Source organism: Vibrio sp. St2 (assembly GCF_947311885.1).
Lineage (GTDB): Bacteria > Pseudomonadota > Gammaproteobacteria > Enterobacterales > Vibrionaceae > Vibrio > Vibrio coralliilyticus.
The window spans coordinates 1,111,132-1,134,207 of the sequence record NZ_CAMZNA010000001.1 but is presented as its reverse complement, the minus strand read 5'-3'; the positions used below and the strand labels follow the sequence as shown (position 1 = coordinate 1,134,207).

Sequence of the window (23,076 nt, the reverse complement as noted above, 5' to 3'; positions counted from 1 at the left end):
GCTATGTCCCGATATTGTTCTCAATGTGGTAAGTCACTCAAAGCTTGTATTTGTGAGTGGATACAAAGCCTAACATCGAATGTTGAGCTGGTCATCTTACAGCATCCGACAGAAACAAACAGGCCGATGGGCACAGCGCGTATTCTCAGACTCTCGCTTGAGAATAGTTACCTATTTGAAGGCGAAAATTTTACTCAACATAGTGAGCTGAATAAGCTGTTGGCTGAAGAAGGCTATCAACATTTTGTGCTTTACCCGGGAGAAGTGTCTGTCAGCCATGAAGAGGTAGCTAAAGCCATCGTTAGAGAAGAAAAAGTGCGAATTATTTTGCTCGATGGCACGTGGAAAAAAGCGTACAAAATGTGGCAACTGTCTGAGAATTTGCAGGCATTACCTTTAGTACATTTGCCGGAGAACCTACAGGGCAATTACCGTATTCGCAAAGCGCCAAGTGACAATAGCTTGTCTACTGTGGAGGCTGGCTACCATATCCTGACTTTGCTGCAACCAGAGCAAGACTTCACCCCATTACTTGATACGTTCAATCACATGATTGACTTTCAAATCAAGCAGATGCCACCCGGTGTGTTTGAAAAAAATTACCGGTAATAAACGCAAACTCGTCATTTGAGGTCTAAAATTATTTTCAAGCGCAGCGTTGTACAGTGAATCTTTGTCAGAATATAATGACGCGCAATCGTTTAGTTATGACTGTTAAGCCATAAACGATGCTTCGTATAATCCCACTGATAAGGTGTGGGAGTTTCTACCTGAAACCGCAAATTTCAGATTACGAAGAGTGAAGTGCATTGCGCTTTTCTCTTTGTATGCCTGTTTATCTTCACAAGAGAAAAGCGTTTGTTGAATACCAATCGAATTGAATGGGGAGACAAGCGTGAACCAAACCGAATTTATTCGTCAGTTACCAAAAGTTGAGTTGCATCTGCATATTGAAGGTTCACTTGAACCTGAGATGATGTTTGAACTCGCATTACGCAATCAAATCGCGCTGCCATTTACCACGCCTGAAGAGGTCAAAGCCGCGTATGAGTTTACTAACCTTCAGTCATTCCTTGATATCTACTATCAAGGCGCCAACGTGTTGATTCATGAGCAAGACTTTTACGATTTAACTTGGGCTTATTTGCTGCGCTGTAAGGCTGATAATGTTATTCACACCGAGATCTTCTTCGACCCACAAACTCATACTGAGCGTGGTATCGCGTTTGACACAGTGATCAACGGTATTCACCGCGCTTTGCAAGATGCGAAAACGCAATTGGGTATCAGTAGTCGAGTCATCATGTGTTTTTTGCGTCATCTGGATGAGCAAAGTGCCTTTGTCACCTTAGAACAAGCATTGGCACACAAAGATAAAATCATTGGTGTTGGTCTGGATTCATCGGAAGTGGGTCACCCGCCAGAGAAATTTGCTCGTGTTTTTGCCAAAGCACTCGAGGCTGGTTTTCTCACGGTCGCCCATGCAGGAGAAGAGGGGCCTGTTGCCAACATTTATAACAGCCTTGAATTATTGAAAGTGTCGCGCATTGACCATGGCGTGCGCTGTGCAGATGATCCGAATCTGGTGGTGTCACTGGCTCAGTCGCGTATGCCGCTGACAGTTTGCCCACTGTCCAATACTAAGCTCAAAGTATTTGAGGAAATGAAGCAACACAATGTTGTCGATTTATTGAGGCAAGGGCTGTGTGTGACGATCAACTCAGATGACCCGGCCTATTTTGGTGGCTACATGACCGACAACTTTCTTGCAGTTGCAGACAGCCATATGTTGACGCAAGAAGAGTTGGCGCAATTTAGTCGCAATGCGATTGAAGCGAGCTTTATCAGTGACAGTGAGAAGCAGAGGCTCGCGAACCGACTCGATGAATTTGTCGACAGGTGTTAAAGCAAGCGGAGCATAAGCTCCGCTTTTTGTTAATGAGATGAGAACAACTGCTGGTGCAGGCGCTGAGCATGGCCGTCAGTCATCGAAGAAATATAGTCTGCAATCACACGATAACCTTCGCTTTCACATGTTGCTTGCTGCCATTCATGACGAATTGGAGCAGGCAGTAATCTTTCAGGATCGGCGCTAAACGCTTCGAAGATATCCATAATGATCTGTTGCCCCTTGTACTCGACAACTTGAACATGAGGCACCTGAATCACGTACTCACTGACAAAGCGCTTAAGGACTTCCAGCGCCTGAGCCATTTCTGGTTCCAGATAAGCGTTAAATGCCAGCAGTTCACTTTCGAAAGGCGCGTCAACGGGCTTGATGGAAATACTGGTGAGTAAAGCGTTCACCATGCCACCTATAGCATCTTTACGCTGGTGGTGAGTACCGGAAAACAGCATGTCTGTAATGGAGTCGATATGGGTTTCAAACCAAGGCTCACCACATTCTGAAAGCAAACTCGCCGCGCCTTCTATCCACTGGTGTCTTGTCACCATACCTAGCACCACCGCATCTTCGAGATCATGCACCCCATAGGCAATGTCATCGGCCAGCTCCATGATAGAGCAGTCGATGGACTTAAAGCGGGTCTTTTTATGCTGACGCTCCGTTAATTGCTCATCGCGCATCTGGCTGAAAAGTTGCTTATCTGACTCACTGAGCGGTTCAAGTACCCAATCAAATAGTGACTGGTCACAGTCATATAAACCTTTGGCGGGCGCCCACTCTTTTGCTTTGAGCTTACGCTGGTGAGAGACGCTGTCTGGAGTCACATCTGCGCATGTTTTACTGATTAGCGCTGGGTATTTGATTAAGCCAAGCAAAGTTCGTCGTGCCAGGTTCATACCAAAATGCTCGGTATAAGGCTCAAGCTTGGTCACGATGCGAAATGTCTGTGCGTTTCCCTCAAATCCGCCATGCTCACGCATCATATAATTGAGGGCGACTTCACCACCATGCCCATACGGAGGATGGCCAATATCATGGGCTAAGCAAAGCGAGTCTATTAAGCTGTCGCTAGGCAAGAGGTCGCGAAATTCTTCCTGTTTCTTCTTTATCTGCGCAACGATTCCCGTCCCTAACTGAGCCGCTTCGAGAGAGTGGGTAAGCCGAGTACGGTGAAAATCGTCAAAACTGTTGCCGTGAACCTGAGTTTTTGCCTGCAAACGTCGAAACGCTGCGGAGTGGAGAATTCTCGCTCGGTCACGTTGGTAAGGACTACGGTGATCGTCGCGACGAATTTTATGTTCATCATCGTGGCGCTGTTCCCATAGCAACTTATTGTTTGAACTCATATGAATTTTGGCCTTTAACTTCATGAATAATATAGCGCTTTAGCAAAGGTGCCTAACATGTTGGTGGAGGTGCATAGGTTTATTGTGCTTGAGTATGACGCTGAGAGCAAAGGAAGCTTCTCTCCTGGAGGTGGGAGAGTGATATTAAAAAATCCCTGCATTAATGCCAGTCTCATTTTATGTATCCAAGTTTTTAGAATGATTCACCTCTTCCTGCCTATTTTTTATATCTTTCGTTCTAAATTGAATTTGCCAATATGAAATTGGTTTTTATTAAATTTGTGTCATTTAAGCGTATGCGCACAAAACAATTTGGAATCTAAGAAATGAAGCTAAATTTATTAACAACGTCAATTTTAGTACTCATAGCGTCTACTGCCACTGCGGGTGATTTTACTCGTGAAGATGAGAGATACATCTCTCCGGAAGAGTGGGCGGAACGGACAGATCCATTGGCACCGAAAGGGCCTGTTGCATCGGGTAGCCCGTTTTATGTCAATGAGTACGAAGAGAACTCTGAACTGCCTAAAATCTCGGCTTATTTATCTAACTGGGGCTTTTATGCTCGTGGGGTCGATCTATCCAAATTTTCCGAGGGTTACGACAAGATAATACTCTCCTTCTTTGGAATGTGTGGCTCCGAAATAGGTGATAGCTCGAATACGTCCGCGGTTGAATCACTAGAGAGGCTTTGTGGTTTTGCCAAAGATGCTAACCCTGAGCATGGTAAGGATTTTGAGGTTCTGACCACCGATGCTTGGGCGGATATGGCAACCGATGGTGCTGGTGTCCTAACGGAAGCTGAAATTGCAGCCGTAGGTAATCCAAACTGGGAAGAGGAAGATGTTTTGCTCCAGCGTTGGTACCAAGGAGAAGACAGAGTTGCAGGCTTCTTAGGGGCAATGAAAAAGCTTAAGGGGCAGAATCCAGATTTAGCCGTCGCCTTTAGTGTCGGAGGCTGGTCTCTATCTGAGCCGTTTTCACGCATGGCCGCCGATCCGGACAATCGCGCCATCTTTATTGCAAGTGTTGTGGAGATCTTCAAGCGCTTCACTTTCTTTTCTCAGATTGATTTAGACTGGGAATACCCTGGTGGAGGTGGTGCTGATGGTAACAGTTCAAGCGACGCGGACGGTGAAAACTACGCGACGTTGATTAGAGAACTGAGGAGCGCTCTGGATGACGCAGGTCTTGAAGAAGTCGAAATTGCCATTGCTGCCCCTGCGCCCGTCGATAAAATCCAAGCAGGTGATATTGGTAATGTCTATCGCGCGGGTGTCGATACGATTCACCTGATGACATATGACTTTTTTGGCACGCCTTGGGCGGAATCTCTCGCCCACCATACCAATACTTTCCCTTATGCAGAGGCTGAGTGGTCAGCGGATGATTCTATCAGCTACTTGATTGAAAGTATGAATGTTCCATCTCAGGCGATTCAGATTGGGTACGCCACATACAGCCGTAATGCGACAGAAGCTCAGGTGAGCAGCTTTTCTCCACTTGAGGGTAGTTACAGTATGCCTTCGGACCCTGATGTAAAAGTGGGTGGGTCATGGGAACCTGGAATTTACGAATGGTATGACATTGAACAAACCTTTGCTTCGATTTCAGAAAGCGACGGCTTTCAAATAGACAAGATAGAAAGTTACAACTTGTATACCGATGCACATGCTAACGCTGATTACATATACAGCCCCGATAGAAAGTTCTTTATCTCTTTAGATACCCCACGCACTGCTTATATGAAAGCGAAGTATGTAGAGAAGTACAATCTGGGCGGGATTTTCACTTGGATGGCGGATTATGATAATGGCATTCTGCTTAACGCAGCTCGTGAAGGTTTGGGGTACCAGCAGACAGATGCTTCAGGCAACATTGATATGAACAATATCATATACAGCTGTGGTACAAACATTACATCACCTCAGCAGTGTCGTGAGTTAACTAACCTAGAACCTGAAAATGCGGAAACGGCTGCGGATGCTGGAGCGGATATGAGTTCTGAGCTTGAATCCGGAGTGCAGTATACGCTTGATGGCAGCCAATCTACCAGTGCACAGGGCGCGTTGACTTATGCATGGTCCTTGGTGGACGTGGAAGGTACAGATGCTTCGGCCATCTCTATTGATGACTCAACCCAAGCAACGACACATTTTACTGTGTCTGATGTAGATTCTGATGTGACGGCAACCTTCCAGCTTACCGTTACGGATGAAGCGGAAGCTAGCTCAAGCGATACTATGGTTTACACCTTGACGGTACCTACACCGGATAATCAGCCACCAGTGGCGGATGCGGGGCAAGATCAGTCCATTACCCGTGGTGATAGTTTTACTCTGAATGGCTCTAACTCGAGTGATCCCGAAGGGGAAGAACTGAGTTACCAATGGGTACAAACACAAGGCCAGAGTCTGCCACTTGAAGATGGTGGGGCGAAAGCTGTGATCGAGGTTGATAGTAATAGCCTAAGAAACTATGACCAGACACTAGCCTTTACACTAACAGTATCCGATGGAAGTCTAGAAGACAGTGATTCCGTGACGATTGCGGTGTCTGGGGATGCTGATGCCAATGAAGATCCTCATGCTGATGTCGCCGTAACGGTGGAAGGAGGAGAAATTCATTTGGATGGATCTAAGTCCAGTGACGATGGCAGGATTGAGTCATTCTCGTGGAGCGGTACTGCACCAAATGGTGACGTGCTAACGATTCCGGGCTCGGATCAACCCACGACGGTTTACACGCCTGAGATGGAAGGAGAGTTTAACTTCTCGCTAAACGTAACCGATAACTTTGGTGCAACGGACTCCGCAAATGGAAGTGTGAACTTTACTTTCCCTGAAGGGGATAGCTGTGAACCTCAGCCAGACCCAGATGCGGGCAACCATCCAGCTTGGGATAGCAGTGCACAATACCCAGATTCAGGAACACTCGTTAGTCATAACGGTTTTGTATGGCAAAACCAATGGTATGCGAATGTAGGGGAAGAGCCAGGAGTCGCTGATGTTTGGGAACTGGTCAGTGACGTTGTACTGCCATGGGATGACTCGAAGTCGTATGCTCAATATTCTGAAGTGACTCATGATGGTTACTTCTGGGTTGCGGCATACTGGGCGAGCGCAGGTGATGAACCAGGTGTTGCTGCCATGTGGGAACAACAAGCGGCTTGTAACTAGTACAATCGCATAGATGTAAATAACAACGGCTCCTTTAATAGGAGCCGTTTTAAATTTACGTTATGTCATCCGAGATTGTGGCTTGAAAAGAGCCGCTCAATTTTAACTAATCTCGTCCAAAGATAATTCAAAGCTTGGGGCAAACGTGGTGAGAAAGTAGTCCATTTCAGGGGTTCGTCTTTCTTGCAAAGTGATATCAAGGCGTTTTTTGGCCAGCGCATATTCATGGTTACCTGCACTGAGTTCTTCCAGGCATTTGAGATAGGCGCAGATGGTATCCGCTTGTTTGACGATTGCTTCATCTTCTGGGTATGCAGCCTGAGAGACCAGATAAGGTGCAAAATCTTCCTGAAATTCTTCAGGCAGCATTGATAGCAGTTTTTTTTCCGCTGCGGCTTCTATCTTCTTATATTCCTTTGCGATTTCTGGGTTGTAATACTTGACGGGAGTGGGGAGATCACCAGTCAGCACTTCACTGGTATCGTGGTACATTCCCAGCAAGGCGATGCGTTCAGGATTGAGATTACCGCCATACTTTTTGTTTTTGATTAATGCCAGAGCGTGGGCGACAAAGGCAACTTGAAGACTGTGCTCTGAGATATTTTCTGTCGACACGGAGCGCATTAATGGCCAGCGCTGAATCAGCTTCATACGAGCGAGGTGAGCGAAGAAATGACTTTCTTTAGACTTACTCTCTGTCATGGATCTTCCTCCTAATAAAAAAGAGCACTCACTGAGTGCTCTTTAAGCATATGAAAGATCGAATCTAATTACTACTGGCTATACGTCGACAGGAATCGTTCAAAGCGTCCAATCGCCATTTCGAGATCTTCAACGTGTGGCAGGGTCACAATGCGGAAGTGATCGGGTTTTGGCCAGTTGAAGCCTGAGCCTTGAACCAACAGAACTTTCTCCTGAATCAGGAAGTCGAGAACCATCTTTTGATCATCTTTGATGTTGTACATCTTAGTGTCGATTTTCGGGAACAGATACATTGCGCCTTTAGGCTTCACGCAGGAAACCCCTGGAATTTGGTTGACCAGTTCAAAAGCGCGGTCACGCTGTTCCAATAAGCGGCCGCCGGGCAGGATCAGTTCATTAATACTTTGATAACCACCCAGTGCGGTCTGAATTGCATGTTGCATCGGTACATTGGCACACAAACGCATTGAAGCCAGCATATCTAAGCCATTAACGTACCCTTGCGCTAGATGTTTCGGGCCGGTGAGGAACATCCAGCCACCACGGAAACCACAAACGCGATAAGCTTTAGATAAGCCGTTAAAGGTAACAGTCAGTACATCATCTGAGAGTGTCGCAACAGAGGTGTGTGTTGCGCCGTCATAGAGTACTTTATCGTAGATTTCGTCAGCGAAGATGATCAGCTTGTGCTGACGGGCAATCTCAATCACTTCTAATAGAAAGTCGCGGCTATAGACTGCACCTGTTGGGTTATTAGGGTTAATTAAGACGATACCACGGGTCTTTGGTGTGATTTTCTTACGAATATCATCTAGATCTGGGTACCAGTCTGCTTGTTCATCGCAAAGGTAATGCACGGCTTTTCCGCCAGATAGGGCAACAGACGCTGTCCAAAGCGGGTAATCCGGAGCGGGGACCAGCATCTCATCGCCATTGTTGAGCAAAGCCTGCATCGCCATAACGATCAGTTCTGATGCGCCATTACCGATATACACGTCTTCGACATCTAAAGAACGGATGCCTTTACGTTGATAGTGCTGAACGACGGCTTTACGAGCAGAGTAGATGCCTTTCGAGTCACAGTAACCTTGTGAAGTCGGTAGGTTGCGAATGACATCAACCAAGATTTCATCTGGGGCGTCAAATCCAAATGGGGCGGGATTACCGATATTCAACTTCAGTATTTTATGCCCCTCTTCCTCCATGCGCTTAGCATGTTTGAGTACAGGCCCCCTAATGTCATAGCAGACATTATCGAGTTTTGACGACATCCCGATATTTTGCATTGTGTAAAACCTAAAAATGATTGTATTTCTTTATTAAAGTACATCAAAAAGGCCTTTGTTAGAATAAAAAACTAAGTTAATACGCTTTTTTGTATGCGCTTTGTTCGTTTGCAATCACAGGATTATGCAAAAGATGGGCTACAACCTTGATCTGGGTAAGGTCTATTAATAGAGTAGCGATCTAAAATGAATAAAAATCCCTAGGCATACGAGGCTGATTTGTCACATTTTCATCAAGCCGTTATTGAACTGATCGAACGCGTAAAGGATGCAGAAGACGGCGTAAACCGTCTGGTTCAAGTTCTTGAGGAAAAACCAGATTTTGCATTCATAGATTGGTTGGAAGCCCAGCCAATCTTTCCAAAGTTTTATTGGCAGTCTCGTGATACCCGTGAAGAAGTGGTGGCGTTGGGGCAGTTACACACCTTTGTTGATCCAGCTCCGGCCTATACGATTCTGGCGGATGACCAACGCATCTGGGGTGGGCGTTCTTTTGACGGCCAGACAGAAAAGAATCGTCGCTGTATGTCTTCCTTTTTCTTCCTGCCGCAAATTGAGCTAATTCGTTTTGATAACCGCTGGTCATTAGCCGTCAACCTGACAGCCGACACACATCGGACATTGACAGGGCTTAGTAAACTTAAAGTTGAAGCTGGCTCTCTACTGCCTGTTTCTGCGCAGATCAAAAGCATCAGCCACATACCGGAAAAGCCACAATGGTCTGAACTGGTTGAGAAAGTTCTGACTGGTATAGAGAATGACGACTTTAAGAAAGTTGTGCTGGCCCGTAGAACTTCCGTACAGATGGACAGCACGGTGAGTGCCGCGCAGCTACTGAAATCAAGTTATCTGCAAAACCACCATAGCTTCCACTTTATGCTCTCTCTGGATAAAAAGCACAGCTTTATAGGTTCGACACCAGAACGTTTGTATGCCAGACAAGGTCAGGAGCTCTACACTGAAGCTTTGGCGGGCACGATAGGTCGAGGAGACAATGCCAGCCACGATATGGAGTTGGCAAATTGGTTATCGCAAGACAGCAAGAATCTTAATGAGAACCAATATGTCGTCGATGACATTATCGATCGACTAACGCCTCACTCGGAGCACGTCGAGGTTGAGCAGGAAGCCCGTTTGGTTAGGCTGCGTAAAGTGCAGCACCTTAAACGCAGTATCCATGCACACCTCAAACCGGGCATTAATGGTGTTCAACTGTTGGGAGCATTACAACCGACCGCAGCGGTTGCCGGATTACCACGTAGAGAGTCGATGGCCTTTATTCAAGATAACGAGCCCTTTGCACGTGGTTGGTATGCGGGCTCAATGGGTTTTATTAGTCATCAGCGTGCTGAGTTTTGTGTTGCGATACGCAGCGCTCTTATTCTCGGTGAAGAGGTTCAATTATTCGCAGGCGCGGGTATAGTTCCGGGCTCTGTCGCGGATAATGAATGGCAGGAGTTGGATAAGAAAATGTCGACCTTGCTATCGCTGATCACCGATATTCCTCCACTGGGAGTAGCGTCGTAAATGGGCAGTCAAAACCAAGCCGTCATCAATCGCATTTGGTGTCAGACCTTGCTTGAAGAGTTATCTCGTCTCGGGGTGACTGAAGTGTGTATTGCTCCTGGCTCACGCTCGACTCCATTAACGCTAGAAGCGCAAGAAAATACAAACCTGAATCTTCATACGCATTTTGATGAACGTGGTTTAGGTTTTCTCGCTCTCGGATTGGCAAAGGCGAGCAACAAGCCCGTCGCACTGATTGTGACATCGGGTACAGCGGTAGCAAATCTGTTGCCTGCGATTGCCGAAGCTAGACTGACGGGTGAAAAGCTGGTGGTGCTGACCGCAGACAGACCCATAGAATTGATTGACTGTGGGGCCAATCAGGCGATCCATCAATCTGGAATTTTCTCAACTCATGTCACCTCTAGCCTTGAGTTACCAAGCCCTTCGGACTCCATATCGCTTAAGTGGCTGCTGACTTCCATTGACCAACACATGTTTGAACAAGCTGAGAAAGGCGGAGCTGTTCACATCAATTGCCCGTTTCCTGAGCCTTTGTATGGTTCTGAATCGAAAGGAATATTTCAGGCATATCTTGATGAAGTAAAATCTTGGTCTCACTCTGACAAGCCTTATAGCTGCAAGGCTCGAACTCAATCATTGCCCGCTCTTCACTACGCCGATGTAGCAGACAAGCCAGGAGTTATTGTCGTTGGTAGTGTCACCCTAGAGGAAGCACAGCAGGTGAAACTGCTGGCGGACAAATTGGGCTGGCCATGCTTGTGTGATTCGCAATCGGGAGTTTCGTCTCCCTTCACACATTATGATCTTTGGTTGCAGAACCCTTCTGCGAAAGAAGTGTTGAGTCAGGCTCACGTTATTGTGCAGTTTGGCTCTCGGATTGTATCAAAACGGCTCAATCAGTGGATATCTCAGCAAGTTGAATCCAGGCAAGCGGATTATCATTTTGTTTCTCCCCGCATAGAGCGCAACAACCAAAGTCACTTACCACAAACTCACCACGTCGTGGGCATCGGGGTTTGGATTGAGAGTTGGATGAAAGAGCCTGCGGAAGATAAGAGCTCTCATTCTGGTTGGGCAGCGGAGTTAGAGCATTATTCTCAGCGCGTGGCAGAGATATCTTCTCAGTATGAACAAAGTCAGCAGTCAGCCAACGAGATTGCGCTGGCTACATCTATCAAAGAGTTACCACAGCAAGCTCAGGTCTTTTTGGGAAACAGTCTGTTTGTTCGTCTGGTGGATATGTTTGGTTCGATGCCAAACCTTGAAACGTTTAGCAACCGAGGCGCATCGGGGATCGACGGTTTGATTGCGACTCTAACGGGTGTTGTACGAGCCACTTACAAGCCAAGTATACTGTTCATTGGTGATACGTCGGCATTGTACGATCTTAACTCTTTGTCTCTGTTGACCCATGAAAAAACGCCGGTCGTTATTGTGGTCACCAATAATGACGGAGGGGCTATCTTTGATTTACTCCCTGTCCCTCAGGCGCAGAAACAATCTCTGTATCAGATGCCTCATGGTTATACCTTCGAGCATGCCGCGCTACAATTTGGCATTCGATACGAAAAGCCAACTACGCTTGCCGCATACATTGAGTTAGTTGGTCAGCATCTACAACAGGGTGAGGGAGCATTGCTTGTCGAAGTGCAGACTCCTCCCGAGCAGGCCTCCTCACAACTGAAAGAAATCACTCAGCGCCTTCATGCTTTATAACCGCCTTTACAACAATGCGAGCAATGATAGCTCGCAGCCGTTGATTGTTTACCTACATGGTCTACTTGGTAGCAGTGATGATTGGGACCGCTGTGTGCAATTACTTCCCGAATACCCTACTTTATGTATTGACCTTCCTGGTCATGGGATGAGCAAATTGATGCATTGTCGCGATTTTAAAACGTGCTGCGATCAAATATCTGACGTTCTACTTACTCAATTTCCTCACCGACCACCTATAGTGTTAGTGGGTTATTCAATGGGAGCTCGAATTGCGATGGTAGGGCTCACTCAACAGTATTTTTCTGCACACAATATCCAAATGCTTATTTCTGAAGGTGGTAATTTTGGATTGTGTAGTGGGGCAGAAAAAACAGCTCGCTTAAACAATGACTCTCGCTGGGCTGAGCGATTTCATCATGAGCCAATTGAACAAGTGTTAGGCGATTGGTATCAGCAGCCGGTATTTAGTTCACTAAACCATGAGCAAAGACAAACACTCATACACAAGCGCAGTGCTAACCTAGGCCCATCAATTGGCAAAATGTTGATGGCAACCTCATTAGCAAAACAAGATTATTTGCTTGAGTCACTAACAGACTTGAGCATTCCAGTACATTACATTTGTGGTGAAAAAGACAGTAAGTTCAGCCGCTTGGCCGAACAGAGCGGTTTGTCTTATAGCCAGGTAGAGCAAGCGGGGCATAATGTTCACATCGAACAGCCTGAAGCGTTTACCGCCATTGTTAAATCTCAAATTTGCGCATTTCTCTAACAGCGCAACGTCAACAAACAGGAATCACCATGGCAAAAACAGTCGGTATTTCAGAAGAAGAACTATACGCACCAGTACACTGGAACGATTGCACAGGTGAATATGAAGATATTCAGTACCACAAATCCGAAGATGGTATCGCAAAAATTACCATCGCCCGCCCTCAAGTACGCAATGCATTCCGCCCTCAAACTGTAAAAGAAATGATCAATGCGCTAGCGGATGCTCGCTATGACGAAGGCGTTGGTGTGATCATTTTGACAGGACTTGGCGAAAAGGCTTTCTGCTCGGGTGGTGATCAAAAGATCCGTGGCGATTACGGCGGCTATCAAGACGATTCAGGTACTCATCACTTGAACGTGCTTGATTTCCAGCGCCAGATCCGTACTTGCCCTAAACCAGTTATCGCGGCTGTTGCAGGTTGGGCTGTGGGTGGTGGTCACGTACTGCATATGATGTGTGACTTGACCATTGCCGCAGAAAACGCTCAGTTTGGTCAGACGGGGCCAAAAGTTGGTTCGTTTGATGGCGGCTGGGGCGCCTCATACATGGCTCGAATTGTTGGCCAGAAGAAAGCGCGTGAGATTTGGTTCCTATGCCGTTTCTATGATGCTCAAGAAGCTCTGGATATGGGGCTGGTTAATACAGTTGTGCCACTTGAAGAATTGGAAAAGGAGACCGTTCGCTGGTGTCGTGAAACATTGCAACACAGCCCGATGGCACTGCGTTGCCTGAAAGCGGCACTGAATGCTGATTGTGATGGTCAGGCTGGTCTCCAAGAGTTGGCTGGTAACGCAACCATGATGTTTTACATGACTGAAGAAGGTCAGGAAGGTCGCAATGCGTTTAATGAAAAGCGTCGACCAGACTTTAATAAATTCCCTCGTAATCCTTGATGCGCAGTTCGGTTTATAGCGTAAAAAGTAAAGGCGTTTAACTCAGCGCCTTTAGTTCTCGTTTAAATCGGAAAAATTAAATAGACAACAGCGTATATCAACGATTACAAAACGATTAGAAGGGATATTGGTATGAGAACAGCCAAACTGTATCGCTACGAGCTGCCTATGGATAGCGGAGTGATACTGAGAGAACAAAGGCTCACGGAACGAGAAGGCTTTGTGGTTGTACTAGAAAGTGACGGGGAAGTAGGTCGAGGTGAAATTGCGCCTTTGCCGGGATTTAGTATCGAGAGTATGGACGACGTATACTCTCAGCTCATCGAGCAACTAGCTCTTTGGCAAAACGGTCAAGTACTCGACTATACAGATTTATACCCATCGGTGGCTTTTGGTTTATCCATGGCCCAACTGGAGTTGGTTAATGGCCTTCCTGATACAGGCTGTTACCAAGCTGCGCCACTGTGTTCTGGTGACCCAGATGAACTGTTACCTAAGCTTGATAACATGCAAGGCCAAAAAGTGGCGAAAATCAAAGTGGGGCTGTATGAACCTGTCCGCGATGGCTTGCTAGTCAGTCTGTTTTTGGAGTCTATTCCGGATCTGACACTAAGATTGGATGCAAATCGCGCTTGGACTGCAGAGAAAGCGCAGCAATTTGCCAAAAAAATTGCCCCTTCTTTGCGCCAACGAATCGCATTCGTCGAAGAGCCGTGTCAGGCCCCGGGTGATAGTTTTTCTTTTGCTATCGATACTGGGATAGCAATTGCTTGGGACGAAACTCTTCAACATGCTATCCGTAAAGATGACTTTAAGCTAGAAGACTTCAACGGCGCCAAAGCCATTATTATCAAGCCAACATTAATTGGTTCTCTAGAGCGCTGCATCGAGCTTATCAATCGTGCTAAAGAGCTAGGTATTAAGCCTGTGATCAGTTCAAGTATTGAATCCAGTTTGGGTCTAACACAATTGGCTCGCTTCGCACAATGGCAGCTACCTGAAGAGATTCCGGGCCTTGATACCATAGGTTTGTTTGCCCAGCAGCTAGAAGTTACTTGGCCTGGCTGTGAGCTTCCGGTGACTTCTCTATCAGACCAGTCACTAATCTGGCAGTCTTAATGCACAACCAACTCTCTCCTTTGAAACAATGGGCTCAGTTGAGCCCATCTTTGTTAGCCCTGCACCATCAAGAGAGGCAATACAATTGGGCTGAGCTAGCGCAACTTGTGGATGAAGTTTCCGCAAGCCTATCTGCACAGGGGCTAGCGCGCGGCGAGGTGTTGACGTGTGTTGGTAAAAACAGCTTGGATCTATTGTTAGCCTATCTTGCGTGTATGGAGATTGGTGCTGTATGTGCCTTGACCATGCCACAGACCCAAGTGGAGCTAGAAACCAAGTTAACATCACTCTATATGACAGGATCTGAGCGGAAAGTCTGGGGGGCACCACCTAATTTGATGCTTTCTTCCTTGTCGACGATGACGATAGCGCGTGCAGATTTGGCGGACTATCCCGCGGGTTATCAAGCAGACAATTTAGCTTCGATTGTATTTACCTCAGGTTCTACAGGAACCCCGAAAGCGGTCGCGCACACCTCTGCCCAACACCTTGCTTCTGCATCAGGATTACTGGAAAAATTCACCTTCAAGCAGAGCGATAGCTGGTTGTTAAGTTTGCCTATGTATCATGTCTCTGGGCTGGCGATTATCTATCGCTGGTTGCATGCTGGCGCGACGTTAAAAGTGGGAAGCGGGCTACTTCAAGAAGATATTCGTCACGTGACGCATGCGTCGTTGGTTGCAACACAACTTCAACGGTTATTGGACAGTAATACGCCACTGGAACTGACTCATGTCTTACTCGGGGGCAGTCACATCCCTGTTTCTCTTAGCCACAAAGCTGAGCAACAGGGGATTGAAACTTGGCTAGGTTATGGGATGACGGAAGCTGCTTCTACTGTGACGGCTAAGCGGGTGGATAGCGACTATACGGCAGGGAAGGTATTGCCCAAGCGCAGAGTCAAACTTGAGGGGCAGAGGATTTATATTGGCGGTGAAACGCTAGCATCTGGTTATTATCAGCAGGGTTCTCTTGAGCCTATCGTCCAAGACGAGTGGTTTGATAGTAAAGATCTCGGTGAATGGAAAAACGGTGAACTGAAAATTATCGGTAGAGCAGACAATCTGTTCATCTCAGGCGGCGAAAACATCCATTGTGAAGAGATAGAAGCCGTACTCAACCAGCTCCCAGAAGTCATTCAATCCATTATAGTACCGATTGAAGACAAAGAGTTTGGGCATCGACCTGTCGCAGTCATTCAAAGTCAACAAGGTTTAAATATAGAGCGTATCGAGCAGCGTCTCGGTCAGTCCTTAACTCGGTTTAAGTGGCCTGTAGCCTACTATGAGTTGCCGGAGTTTCTTTGCCAGATGGGGATCAAAGTATCGCGAAAAGCAGTCAAAGATTGGCTTTTGACTCAACTCGATAAGTAATGTGAAGCGCAGAATCGGTGACTAGTCGATCCTGCACTTCAGGGGGGGAATGGTGAAATCACCACATTCATCTCTATCAACTGGCGAGTGCTTTTTCTTTGGCTGAGCACTAATGCTCAAATTACTGAATTAAGCAAAGGCTTGAACGTCAACTCAATCTGCAAATGCGAAAGTCAACTTAGTTGAAATTGATCTTTCATAGTCCAAATCTGAATTTATCAAACTTATAACTCTATCTCATAATGCTTTCGGGAATATGAGTATATGGATATAAGAGGCGTTCATGAAAGCCGTCATTGTGTTGGCAATATTGATTCAGATTCTAGTCGCAGTCCAAAGTGAAGGCTTAGTGCGATCACTGGCTGAGTTATCTGCGTTTCTATTTATCGCCGCTTTGGTCTTAATATACCAACGACAAAAGCGCAGAAAGCTCAAAATAGAGCCTGAAGAACTTTAGCTAAGTGTCAACCATGCCAATGAGCTGGTCGATATAGCTATCCACAGCGTGACACCAAACATCAATGGCTTAGGCCCAGCAGACTTGAGTTTTTCCACCGAAATTCCGCAACCAATTAAAAACAAACACACCACTAAAGCCCGCTTAGCAACATCAAAGATTCCCTGATAGATCACCTCAAACTGTGGCAACAGATCGCTGACTGCAATGGCGACGCAGTAAAACAAGATGAAGTAGGGGATAGTGATTTTCTTCGAATCACTGCGGAATAAAAAGGCACTGAACAAAGCAACCGGAATAATCCAAAGAGCTCGTGCTAGTTTTAAGGTTGTCGCGGTGGTGAGTGCTTCCTCACCGTAGGCGGATGCCGCACCAACGACGGATGAAGTGTCATGAATGGCAATCGCTGCCCAAGTGCCGAAAGTATGTTGATCGAGATTCAGCGCATGGCCAATCACAGGGAAGATAAATAGAGCTACAGAATTGAGGACAAATACGGTGGCTAAAGAAAGGCCGATTTGCTCATCGTTTGCTTTGATAGCAGGGGAAACCGCGGCGATAGCACTGCCACCACAGATGGCTGTTCCGGAAGAAATCAGGTACCCCGTCTCTTTATTTAGGCCAATGGCTTTTGCTACCCACCAGCCTATGAATAATGTGCCCATAATGGTGGTAACGATAAGGCCTATGCCATCGGAGGTAACCGCAAGGGCATTTTTGAATTGAATACCAAAGCCCAAGCCGACGATTGAATAAGCCAATAGCTTTTTGGTCACTTTTGCCAGATTAAAATCGTGTGGCACCATGCCCAATGAAGCCAGCAAGAAACCAATCACCAATGCGGTTGGTGAAGTCACCCATGGTGTTAGGCAGATGATCATTGCCAACCAAAATGGCAGTTGCTTTTTAATCGTTGTCATTACACAAAATAGCAATCAAAACAGCTGGTGAGTGTAACTAAATCCAGCCGATAAGTAGATTTGAATGAATTGAACATACGTTCATATTAAGTGAACGTATGTTCGCAAAGTTATTTCCAATCACCTCTGAGCTGAGATACCTGATGCTGCATTAACTCAGTGGTTGCCGCCGAGGAATCAACAGGTTGGCCTGCTTCTATCTCTAACTTGGACCAGAATCTAGTAGGTAGGCCGCTACAAGCCTTTCCTTTATAGCGACTGAAGAAGCTACCCCACAAACCTTTAATCGCAATTGGGATCACTGGGACAGGACTCCGTTTTAGAATGATGTCCATGCCACGCATAAAGTCATTCATTTCACCATCGCTAGTGAGGCGTCCTTCAGGAAAAATACATACCAAATGGCCTTCTTCTAACGCTTGTTCTATCTCACCAAACGCATTGCGAATGGAGCGTCGGTTGGAAGCGGAGATAGGGATTACTCCCGCGCGCTTAAGAAAACGACGCAAAGGTGGAAGGTTGGCGTAATCTTCTTCCATTACAAAACGAATCAGCCTTGGGCAAACCGCGCTTAGCAGCAAAGCATCCATATAGCTAACGTGATTGCAGACGAGCAACGCTCCGCCTTTTTCAGGTAGGTGGTGTAAGTTTTTGTGTTTAACGCGGTACATAGTATGGGTGAGAACCCAAACGATAAAACGCACGGCGAAAATGGGAACTCGTAAGAACAAGGTGATAGCAACCACTAGGTTCATGAGCGCGAGTAATAGGAATAGCTGTGGAATACTCATTTCTATAATCGCTAGACAGATGATACCGAGTACGGCACTGCCCACCATAAACAGGGAGTTATAGATGTTAAGTGCTGCAATCACCTGAGCGCGCTCAGTGACTTTGGCACGCTGCTGCATCAATGCATAGAGCGGGACAATGAACACGCCACCGGATGCTCCCAGCATCAGCAGCGAGATAAATACAGGCCACAGTGGCTGATAAGAGACAAAGTCTGTAAAGGTTTCAAATTCTGGCAGGCTGGTTGGTACAGACGTTGCCATTAAGAAACCAAAGATGGTGATACCTAAGCTGCCCAGCGGGACGATTCCGATTTCAATGCGATGGTTGGATAGTTTGTCACAGGCCAAAGAGCCGAAGGCGATGCCGACAGAAAAAAGTGCCAATAGAAACGAGACTGCGCTTTCACTGCCATTAAGGTAGATTTTTGTGAAATTGGGGAATTGAGTCAGGTAAGCTGCACCTAAGAACCAGAACCAGCTAATTGCCATCAAGGCTTGGAAGATCGTTTTGTCTGATTTAGCGATGGCGATGGTATTGCGGGTTTGTTTGATCGGCTGCCAGCGGAACTTTAAGTCTGGCGCGCTGGCGGGTGCTTCAGGAATTGAACGACTGGCGAGATAACCAAACACTGCAAACAATACGACGCATCCGGCTGCTACGTATTTGGCGCTTTCGGCTGAAGCAATAATTCCAGCACCGAGTGTACCAAGAAGAATTGCGAGAAACGTACCCGTTTCAACCAGAGCGTTGCCAGGCACCAGCTCTTGAGGTTTTAATTGTTGTGGAAGCAATGCGTATTTGACCGGGCCAAAAAACGCCGATTGTGTCCCCATCAAAAACAGTAGAATGAGAAGAATGATGTAGCTCTCAGTAATAAAGCCGATAGCTCCAAGGCACATGATGCCGATTTCAGCCAGCTTTACTTTGCGAATGAACCAAGACTTTTCGTATTTATCGGCTAAAACACCAGCGGACGCGGAAAAAAGGAAGAAGGGAAGAATGAATAGTCCCGCCGCTAGGTTAATAAACAAGTCGCTAGAAATAGGTAGCGCTCCAACTCCAGCAAAAGCAACAAACAACAGTAAAACGTTTTTGAAGATGTTGTCGTTGAAAGCACCAAAAAATTGAGTCACGAAATAGGGCAGAAAGCGTCTCTGCCCTAAAAGAGAGGTTTGGCTGTTTGGCATGATTATCCCTGTTCCTTTAGGATGCGATTACCAGTTCGCGATATAGTGAGAGAGCAAGTTGTTGATGAGCTCTTTGCCGTCAACTGGCTCAGCTGCGAAGAATTTATCATCGACACTAAGTAGTGTAATTCCATGCACACCTGACCACAGAACGCGGCTTGCTTGCAACACTTCTTTCGATGAGCGATGAGGTGCAAGAACCTGCAGCAGCTGTTCAAGCATGCCAGTCATGTTGTCAATGCGTTCAGCTTGCCACTCAGGGAGAGTTTCGCCGTTCATGTTGTGCTCAAAAATCAGCTGCCAGCGATGGGGGTGGCGCTGAGCAAAATCATGATAGCAGTAGGCTAACTCGTAGAGCGCGGTTTTAGGATCTTGGCTCTGAGAGACGACGACCTTAGCTTCTTCAGCCAGTTCATCGAGAGTCTGGGCAACAGCATGGAGTAGAAGTAAGTTGTAATTGCCAAACACATTGACTAGGGTGCTCGGCACATAACCGATCATATTAGCGACTTTACGTAGGCTTAACTCGTGATAGGAGTTTTCGCTGAGGAAGTCTTTGACAGTGTCGAGAGTGAGAGCGATGAGCTCTTCACGCGTATGATCGTTTCTACGGGCCATGATAAATTTTCAAAAATGAACAACGTTCAATATTCTAATAAGGGTCTTGGCTAAGCGCAACTGGCGAAGCGCTAATTTGCAATACTTTGATACATGTATTCGACTTTGGCATATTTCATTCTCTAGATACAAAGGCTACTATTGCCCCATAAGTATAATTCTTACCTTATACAGGAAACCCTAAGGAAAAATATGAAACGACTTTTTTCCCTCGTTGCTTTGCTAATGGTATCTGTTGCTATTACTCCTATCGCAGAAGCGAAGAAGTTTGGTGGCGGTAAGTCATTTGGTAAGAGCTTTAAAACAGCTCCTGCACCAAAGCAGCAACAGCAAAACACAAACACGATTGGTAAAGACCAGGGCGCAAAAACGCAAGGGTCTAGTAAAAAAGGCCTAATGGGCGGATTGCTTGGCGGTCTTTTAGCAGGCGGTCTTTTAGCAGCATTCTTCGGTGGCGCGTTTGAAGGCATCCAGTTCATGGATATCCTGATCATGGGCTTAGTGGCGTTTATCATCTTCAAATTGATGCGCGGTTTGCTTGGCTCGAAGCAGGGCAGTATGAATCAGCAAAGACAGCAGCCTGCGTTTGGTGGTTCTGCACCTAAGTTTGAGCAACCGAATGTTCATAACTTCGAGCAGCAGCCTCAGTCTGGTAGCCAAGGTGGTTTTGGCTTTGGTGCGCAATCTGATATTCCACACAACTACCCACCTGGTTTTGATAAAGTGGCCTTTATTAATGGTTCTCGTGAGCATTACCGAACTCTTCAAGGCGCATGGAACCACAACCAGCTTGATACGATTGAAGAATATGTTTCTCCAAGTCTGTTTGAAGACCTGAAAGCTGAGCGTGCGAAGCTGGAAGGTGAGCAACATACTGATGTGATGTACGTTGATGCAGAAATCGTTCGTGCAGACTATGACGCAAGTAAAGCTCAGCTTAGCTTACAGTTTAGCGGCCGCTACCGTGATGCTGTAGAGAATGTTGAAGAGAACATTGAAGACATCTGGCACCTTGAGCGTGACCTAACGGTACCTAACGCTCCATGGTTGATTGTCGGTATTCAAGGTTAAGCTCAATTTTGTAATAAACGCCCAAGCCAAGTGCTTGGGCGTTTTTGTATTGGGCCAAGACTTGATAAGATAATTTGATACAGAACAACAATAGGTAAGTAAAGTGGCTGAATTTAAATATAAAAACCTTTCTCAAGAAGAGCAGGACAAACTCGATGCAGCGGTATTTCGCCGTTTGCTCTCTCACCTTGATGAGAATAAAGACGTGCAGAATATTGATCTGATGATCCTTGCAGGGTTCTGCCGTAACTGTTTCAGTAAATGGTATAAAGCTGAAGCTGAAACTCAGGGCTTAGAGCTGGACATTGATGACGCACGTGAGCGTGTTTATGGCATGACTTACGATGAGTGGAAGCAGAACCATCAGCCGAAAGCGACACCTGAGCAACTTGCGGCTTTCGAAGCGCGCCAGAAAAAGAGCTAATCAGAGCATGCGGCTTTTGGCTTAATATGAAAACGCCACTCAGATGAGTGGCGTTTGAGTTTCCAACTGACGTTGTTATTGTTATTTAGATTTGGCCAGTTGCTTCAAACGTCTCTAAATTCGTTAGGTAAGGTTGCAAATCGCCGATGTTTTGTTTGACCCAATCACTATTGTAGTAGGTGTCTAGGTAACGTTCACCACTATCACACAAAAGTGTCACGATAGAGCCTGTTTCACCACGTGCTTTCATTTCACTTGCTATCTGTAGTGCACCGTACAGGTTAGTCCCTGTTGATGCGCCCACTTTACGGCCAAGGATCTTTTCAAGCCAGTGCGCTGTGGCGACTGAAGCGGCATCTGGAATAGTGCGCATCTCGTCAATCACACCCGGAATGAAACTTGGCTCTACGCGAGGTCGACCAATACCTTCGATCTTACTTCCGCAGTTTCCTTTGAGTTCAGGGTTGCCTGTTTTGAAGAAATCATGGAAGACCGAGTTTTCTGGGTCAACGACGCAAAGTTTAGTCGAGTGTTGCTGATAGCGAATAAAACGGCCAATAGTAGCGGAAGTCCCCCCCGTGCCCGGGCTCATGACCACCCATTTAGGAATAGGGTTATCTTCAAGCTTCATCTGGCTGAAAATGGAATTGGCAATATTATTGTTTCCACGCCAGTCTGTCGCACGCTCGGCATAGGTGAACTGGTCCATGTAATGACCATTGAGCTCTTTGGCTAATCGATGTGATTCTGCGTAGATCTGATCTGAGCGATCAACCAAGTGTGCCTGACCACCATAAAACTCAATCTGCTCAATTTTCTTCTTCGCTGTGCACTTCGGCATGACAGCAATAAATGGTAATCCAAGTAGACGAGCAAAATACGCCTCAGAGACAGCGGTGCTGCCTGATGACGACTCAATAATGGTGGTTTCAGGGCCAACCCAGCCATTACAAATCGCGTATAGGAAAAGTGAACGCGCTAGACGGTGCTTTAGAGAACCTGTTGGGTGTGTACTTTCATCTTTGAGGTAAATATCGATCCCTTCCACACTTGGTAAATCCAGTTTGATCAAGTGGGTGTCTGCGGAGCGTTGGAAATCAGCCTCAATTTTTCGAATCGCGTTATTAATCCAGTTGTGATCTGTACACATGGGTATCTCCTTAGCATCGTTATGCTAATAATCTATCTATATAATAGGAGAAATACTTTGCCTAATTGCCTTTAATTTGCTTTATTTGGAGAAAACTTTTCTACTGTGAGTGTGGTGTAGATATGGAACTGGATAAAGTGGATCGAAAGATCCTAGCGTTGTTACAGCAGGATGGGACTTTGTCGCTCAATGATTTGGCAGAAGCGGTAAACCTGACGACAACACCATGCTGGAAGCGATTGAAAAAGCTAGAAGAATCAGGGGTGATTGAAAAACGCGTCGCTTTGCTCAACCCAGAAAAGCTCGACTTATCTTTTACTGCCTTTGTTTTGGTGAAAACCTGCGATCACTCCCATGAGTGGTATAGTCAGTTTGTATCTACAGCCTCCGATTTCCCTGAAGTGATGGAGTTCTATCGCATGGCCGGAGAATACGATTACATGATGAAAGTGCAAGTCAAAGATATGCAATGTTTTGATAACTTTTACAAAAAGCTGGTTAACTCTGTCGCAGGGATATCCAATGTTACCTCAACCTTTGCGATGGAACCGCTCAAATACACAACAGCGTTGCCGATTGGAGAAACGTAAAGAAGTGTATAGACACGTAAAGTCTGGTAAATCAGA

20 protein-coding genes and 1 riboswitch are annotated in these 23,076 nt (G+C 46.3%); of the genes, 13 read left to right on the top strand and 7 right to left on the bottom strand.

Translation table 11 applies throughout. The annotated features are described in order from the left end of the window. Nucleotides 1-3 precede the first annotated feature (3 nt). Both QMA41_RS05290 and QMA41_RS05285 read left to right on the top strand, forming a co-directional pair. Nucleotides 4-609 (top strand): DTW domain-containing protein, encoded by a 606-nt coding sequence (locus tag QMA41_RS05290; protein WP_281629050.1) that lies wholly within the window; start codon nucleotides 4-6, stop codon nucleotides 607-609. 104 nt (nucleotides 610-713) lie between these two features. Next, nucleotides 714-813, top strand: a riboswitch (purine riboswitch). Nucleotides 814-895: 82 nt separating this feature from the next. Then, complete coding sequence (locus QMA41_RS05285; RefSeq protein WP_281629049.1) at nucleotides 896-1,906, top strand: adenosine deaminase; 1,011 nt, start codon at nucleotides 896-898, stop codon at nucleotides 1,904-1,906. A 29-nt stretch (nucleotides 1,907-1,935) separates the two neighbouring features. Here QMA41_RS05285 and QMA41_RS05280 read toward each other — a convergent pair whose 3' ends face one another. Further along, nucleotides 1,936-3,252: an anti-phage deoxyguanosine triphosphatase gene (locus tag QMA41_RS05280; RefSeq protein ID WP_064489003.1), complete on the bottom strand. Its 1,317-nt coding sequence runs from the start codon at nucleotides 3,250-3,252 to the stop codon at nucleotides 1,936-1,938. Nucleotides 3,253-3,578: 326 nt separating this feature from the next. Here QMA41_RS05280 and QMA41_RS05275 point away from each other — a divergent pair, with 326 nt between their 5' ends. Beyond that, complete coding sequence (locus QMA41_RS05275) at nucleotides 3,579-6,431, top strand: glycosyl hydrolase family 18 protein (protein WP_281629048.1); 2,853 nt, start codon at nucleotides 3,579-3,581, stop codon at nucleotides 6,429-6,431. 102 nt (nucleotides 6,432-6,533) lie between these two features. Here QMA41_RS05275 and yfbR read toward each other — a convergent pair whose 3' ends face one another. Together yfbR and QMA41_RS05265 are read right to left on the bottom strand one after the other, a co-directional pair. After that, nucleotides 6,534-7,133: a 5'-deoxynucleotidase gene (gene yfbR, locus QMA41_RS05270; RefSeq protein WP_021455331.1), complete on the bottom strand. Its 600-nt coding sequence runs from the start codon at nucleotides 7,131-7,133 to the stop codon at nucleotides 6,534-6,536. A 71-nt stretch (nucleotides 7,134-7,204) separates the two neighbouring features. Continuing rightward, the gene (locus QMA41_RS05265; protein ID WP_171352183.1) at nucleotides 7,205-8,419 is read right to left on the bottom strand and encodes a pyridoxal phosphate-dependent aminotransferase; all 1,215 of its coding nucleotides are present in this window, start codon (nucleotides 8,417-8,419) and stop codon (nucleotides 7,205-7,207) included. Between the two features lie 219 nt (nucleotides 8,420-8,638). Here QMA41_RS05265 and QMA41_RS05260 point away from each other — a divergent pair, with 219 nt between their 5' ends. The 7 genes from QMA41_RS05260 to QMA41_RS05230 all read left to right on the top strand — a co-directional run bounded on the left by QMA41_RS05260 (nucleotide 8,639) and on the right by QMA41_RS05230 (nucleotide 16,285). After that, nucleotides 8,639-9,946 carry an isochorismate synthase gene (locus QMA41_RS05260; RefSeq protein ID WP_281629047.1) on the top strand — a complete coding sequence of 436 codons (1,308 nt, stop codon included), beginning with the start codon at nucleotides 8,639-8,641 and terminating at the stop codon, nucleotides 9,944-9,946. After that, nucleotides 9,947-11,665 (top strand): 2-succinyl-5-enolpyruvyl-6-hydroxy-3-cyclohexene-1-carboxylic-acid synthase, encoded by a 1,719-nt coding sequence (gene menD / locus QMA41_RS05255; protein WP_281629046.1) that lies wholly within the window; start codon nucleotides 9,947-9,949, stop codon nucleotides 11,663-11,665. After that, nucleotides 11,655-12,440, top strand: coding sequence for a 2-succinyl-6-hydroxy-2,4-cyclohexadiene-1-carboxylate synthase (gene menH, locus QMA41_RS05250; protein ID WP_281629045.1), 786 nt, complete (start codon nucleotides 11,655-11,657; stop codon nucleotides 12,438-12,440). The genes menD and menH overlap by 11 nt, the downstream gene beginning before the upstream one ends. Before the next feature lie 29 nt (nucleotides 12,441-12,469). Next, the gene (gene menB, locus QMA41_RS05245) at nucleotides 12,470-13,336 is read left to right on the top strand and encodes a 1,4-dihydroxy-2-naphthoyl-CoA synthase (RefSeq protein WP_019277945.1); all 867 of its coding nucleotides are present in this window, start codon (nucleotides 12,470-12,472) and stop codon (nucleotides 13,334-13,336) included. 132 nt (nucleotides 13,337-13,468) lie between these two features. After that, nucleotides 13,469-14,455, top strand: coding sequence for an o-succinylbenzoate synthase (menC, locus tag QMA41_RS05240; RefSeq protein WP_038512703.1), 987 nt, complete (start codon nucleotides 13,469-13,471; stop codon nucleotides 14,453-14,455). Then, complete coding sequence (gene menE / locus QMA41_RS05235; protein ID WP_281629044.1) at nucleotides 14,455-15,828, top strand: o-succinylbenzoate--CoA ligase; 1,374 nt, start codon at nucleotides 14,455-14,457, stop codon at nucleotides 15,826-15,828. Before menC ends, menE begins: the two co-directional genes overlap by 1 nt. 283 nt (nucleotides 15,829-16,111) lie before the next feature. Next, on the top strand, nucleotides 16,112-16,285 hold the full coding sequence (locus tag QMA41_RS05230) for a hypothetical protein (protein ID WP_006959233.1): 174 nt from the start codon (nucleotides 16,112-16,114) through the stop codon (nucleotides 16,283-16,285). Here QMA41_RS05230 and QMA41_RS05225 read toward each other — a convergent pair. The 3 genes from QMA41_RS05225 to QMA41_RS05215 all read right to left on the bottom strand — a co-directional run bounded on the left by QMA41_RS05225 (nucleotide 16,282) and on the right by QMA41_RS05215 (nucleotide 19,805). After that, nucleotides 16,282-17,205: a putative sulfate exporter family transporter gene (locus tag QMA41_RS05225; protein WP_281629043.1), complete on the bottom strand. Its 924-nt coding sequence runs from the start codon at nucleotides 17,203-17,205 to the stop codon at nucleotides 16,282-16,284. The genes QMA41_RS05230 and QMA41_RS05225 overlap by 4 nt on opposite strands. A gap of 110 nt (nucleotides 17,206-17,315) precedes the next feature. Beyond that, nucleotides 17,316-19,187 (bottom strand): MFS transporter, encoded by a 1,872-nt coding sequence (locus QMA41_RS05220; RefSeq protein WP_064488424.1) that lies wholly within the window; start codon nucleotides 19,185-19,187, stop codon nucleotides 17,316-17,318. Between the two features lie 27 nt (nucleotides 19,188-19,214). Beyond that, nucleotides 19,215-19,805 carry a TetR-like C-terminal domain-containing protein gene (locus QMA41_RS05215; protein WP_006959230.1) on the bottom strand — a complete coding sequence of 197 codons (591 nt, stop codon included), beginning with the start codon at nucleotides 19,803-19,805 and terminating at the stop codon, nucleotides 19,215-19,217. Between the two features lie 192 nt (nucleotides 19,806-19,997). Here QMA41_RS05215 and QMA41_RS05210 point away from each other — a divergent pair, with 192 nt between their 5' ends. Both QMA41_RS05210 and QMA41_RS05205 read left to right on the top strand, forming a co-directional pair. Then, complete coding sequence (locus QMA41_RS05210; protein WP_019277950.1) at nucleotides 19,998-20,876, top strand: Tim44 domain-containing protein; 879 nt, start codon at nucleotides 19,998-20,000, stop codon at nucleotides 20,874-20,876. Nucleotides 20,877-20,979: 103 nt separating this feature from the next. Beyond that, entirely contained in the window at nucleotides 20,980-21,300 is a 321-nt protein-coding gene (locus QMA41_RS05205; RefSeq protein ID WP_038162104.1) for a DUF1244 domain-containing protein, read from the top strand. A gap of 85 nt (nucleotides 21,301-21,385) precedes the next feature. Here QMA41_RS05205 and QMA41_RS05200 read toward each other — a convergent pair whose 3' ends face one another. Next, nucleotides 21,386-22,450 carry a PLP-dependent cysteine synthase family protein gene (locus QMA41_RS05200; RefSeq protein ID WP_006959227.1) on the bottom strand — a complete coding sequence of 355 codons (1,065 nt, stop codon included), beginning with the start codon at nucleotides 22,448-22,450 and terminating at the stop codon, nucleotides 21,386-21,388. Nucleotides 22,451-22,572: 122 nt separating this feature from the next. On the opposite strand from QMA41_RS05200, the gene QMA41_RS05195 reads away from it, so the two are divergent. Further along, entirely contained in the window at nucleotides 22,573-23,040 is a 468-nt protein-coding gene (locus QMA41_RS05195; RefSeq protein ID WP_019277953.1) for an Lrp/AsnC family transcriptional regulator, read from the top strand. The last annotated feature ends 36 nt before the right edge of the window (nucleotides 23,041-23,076 follow it).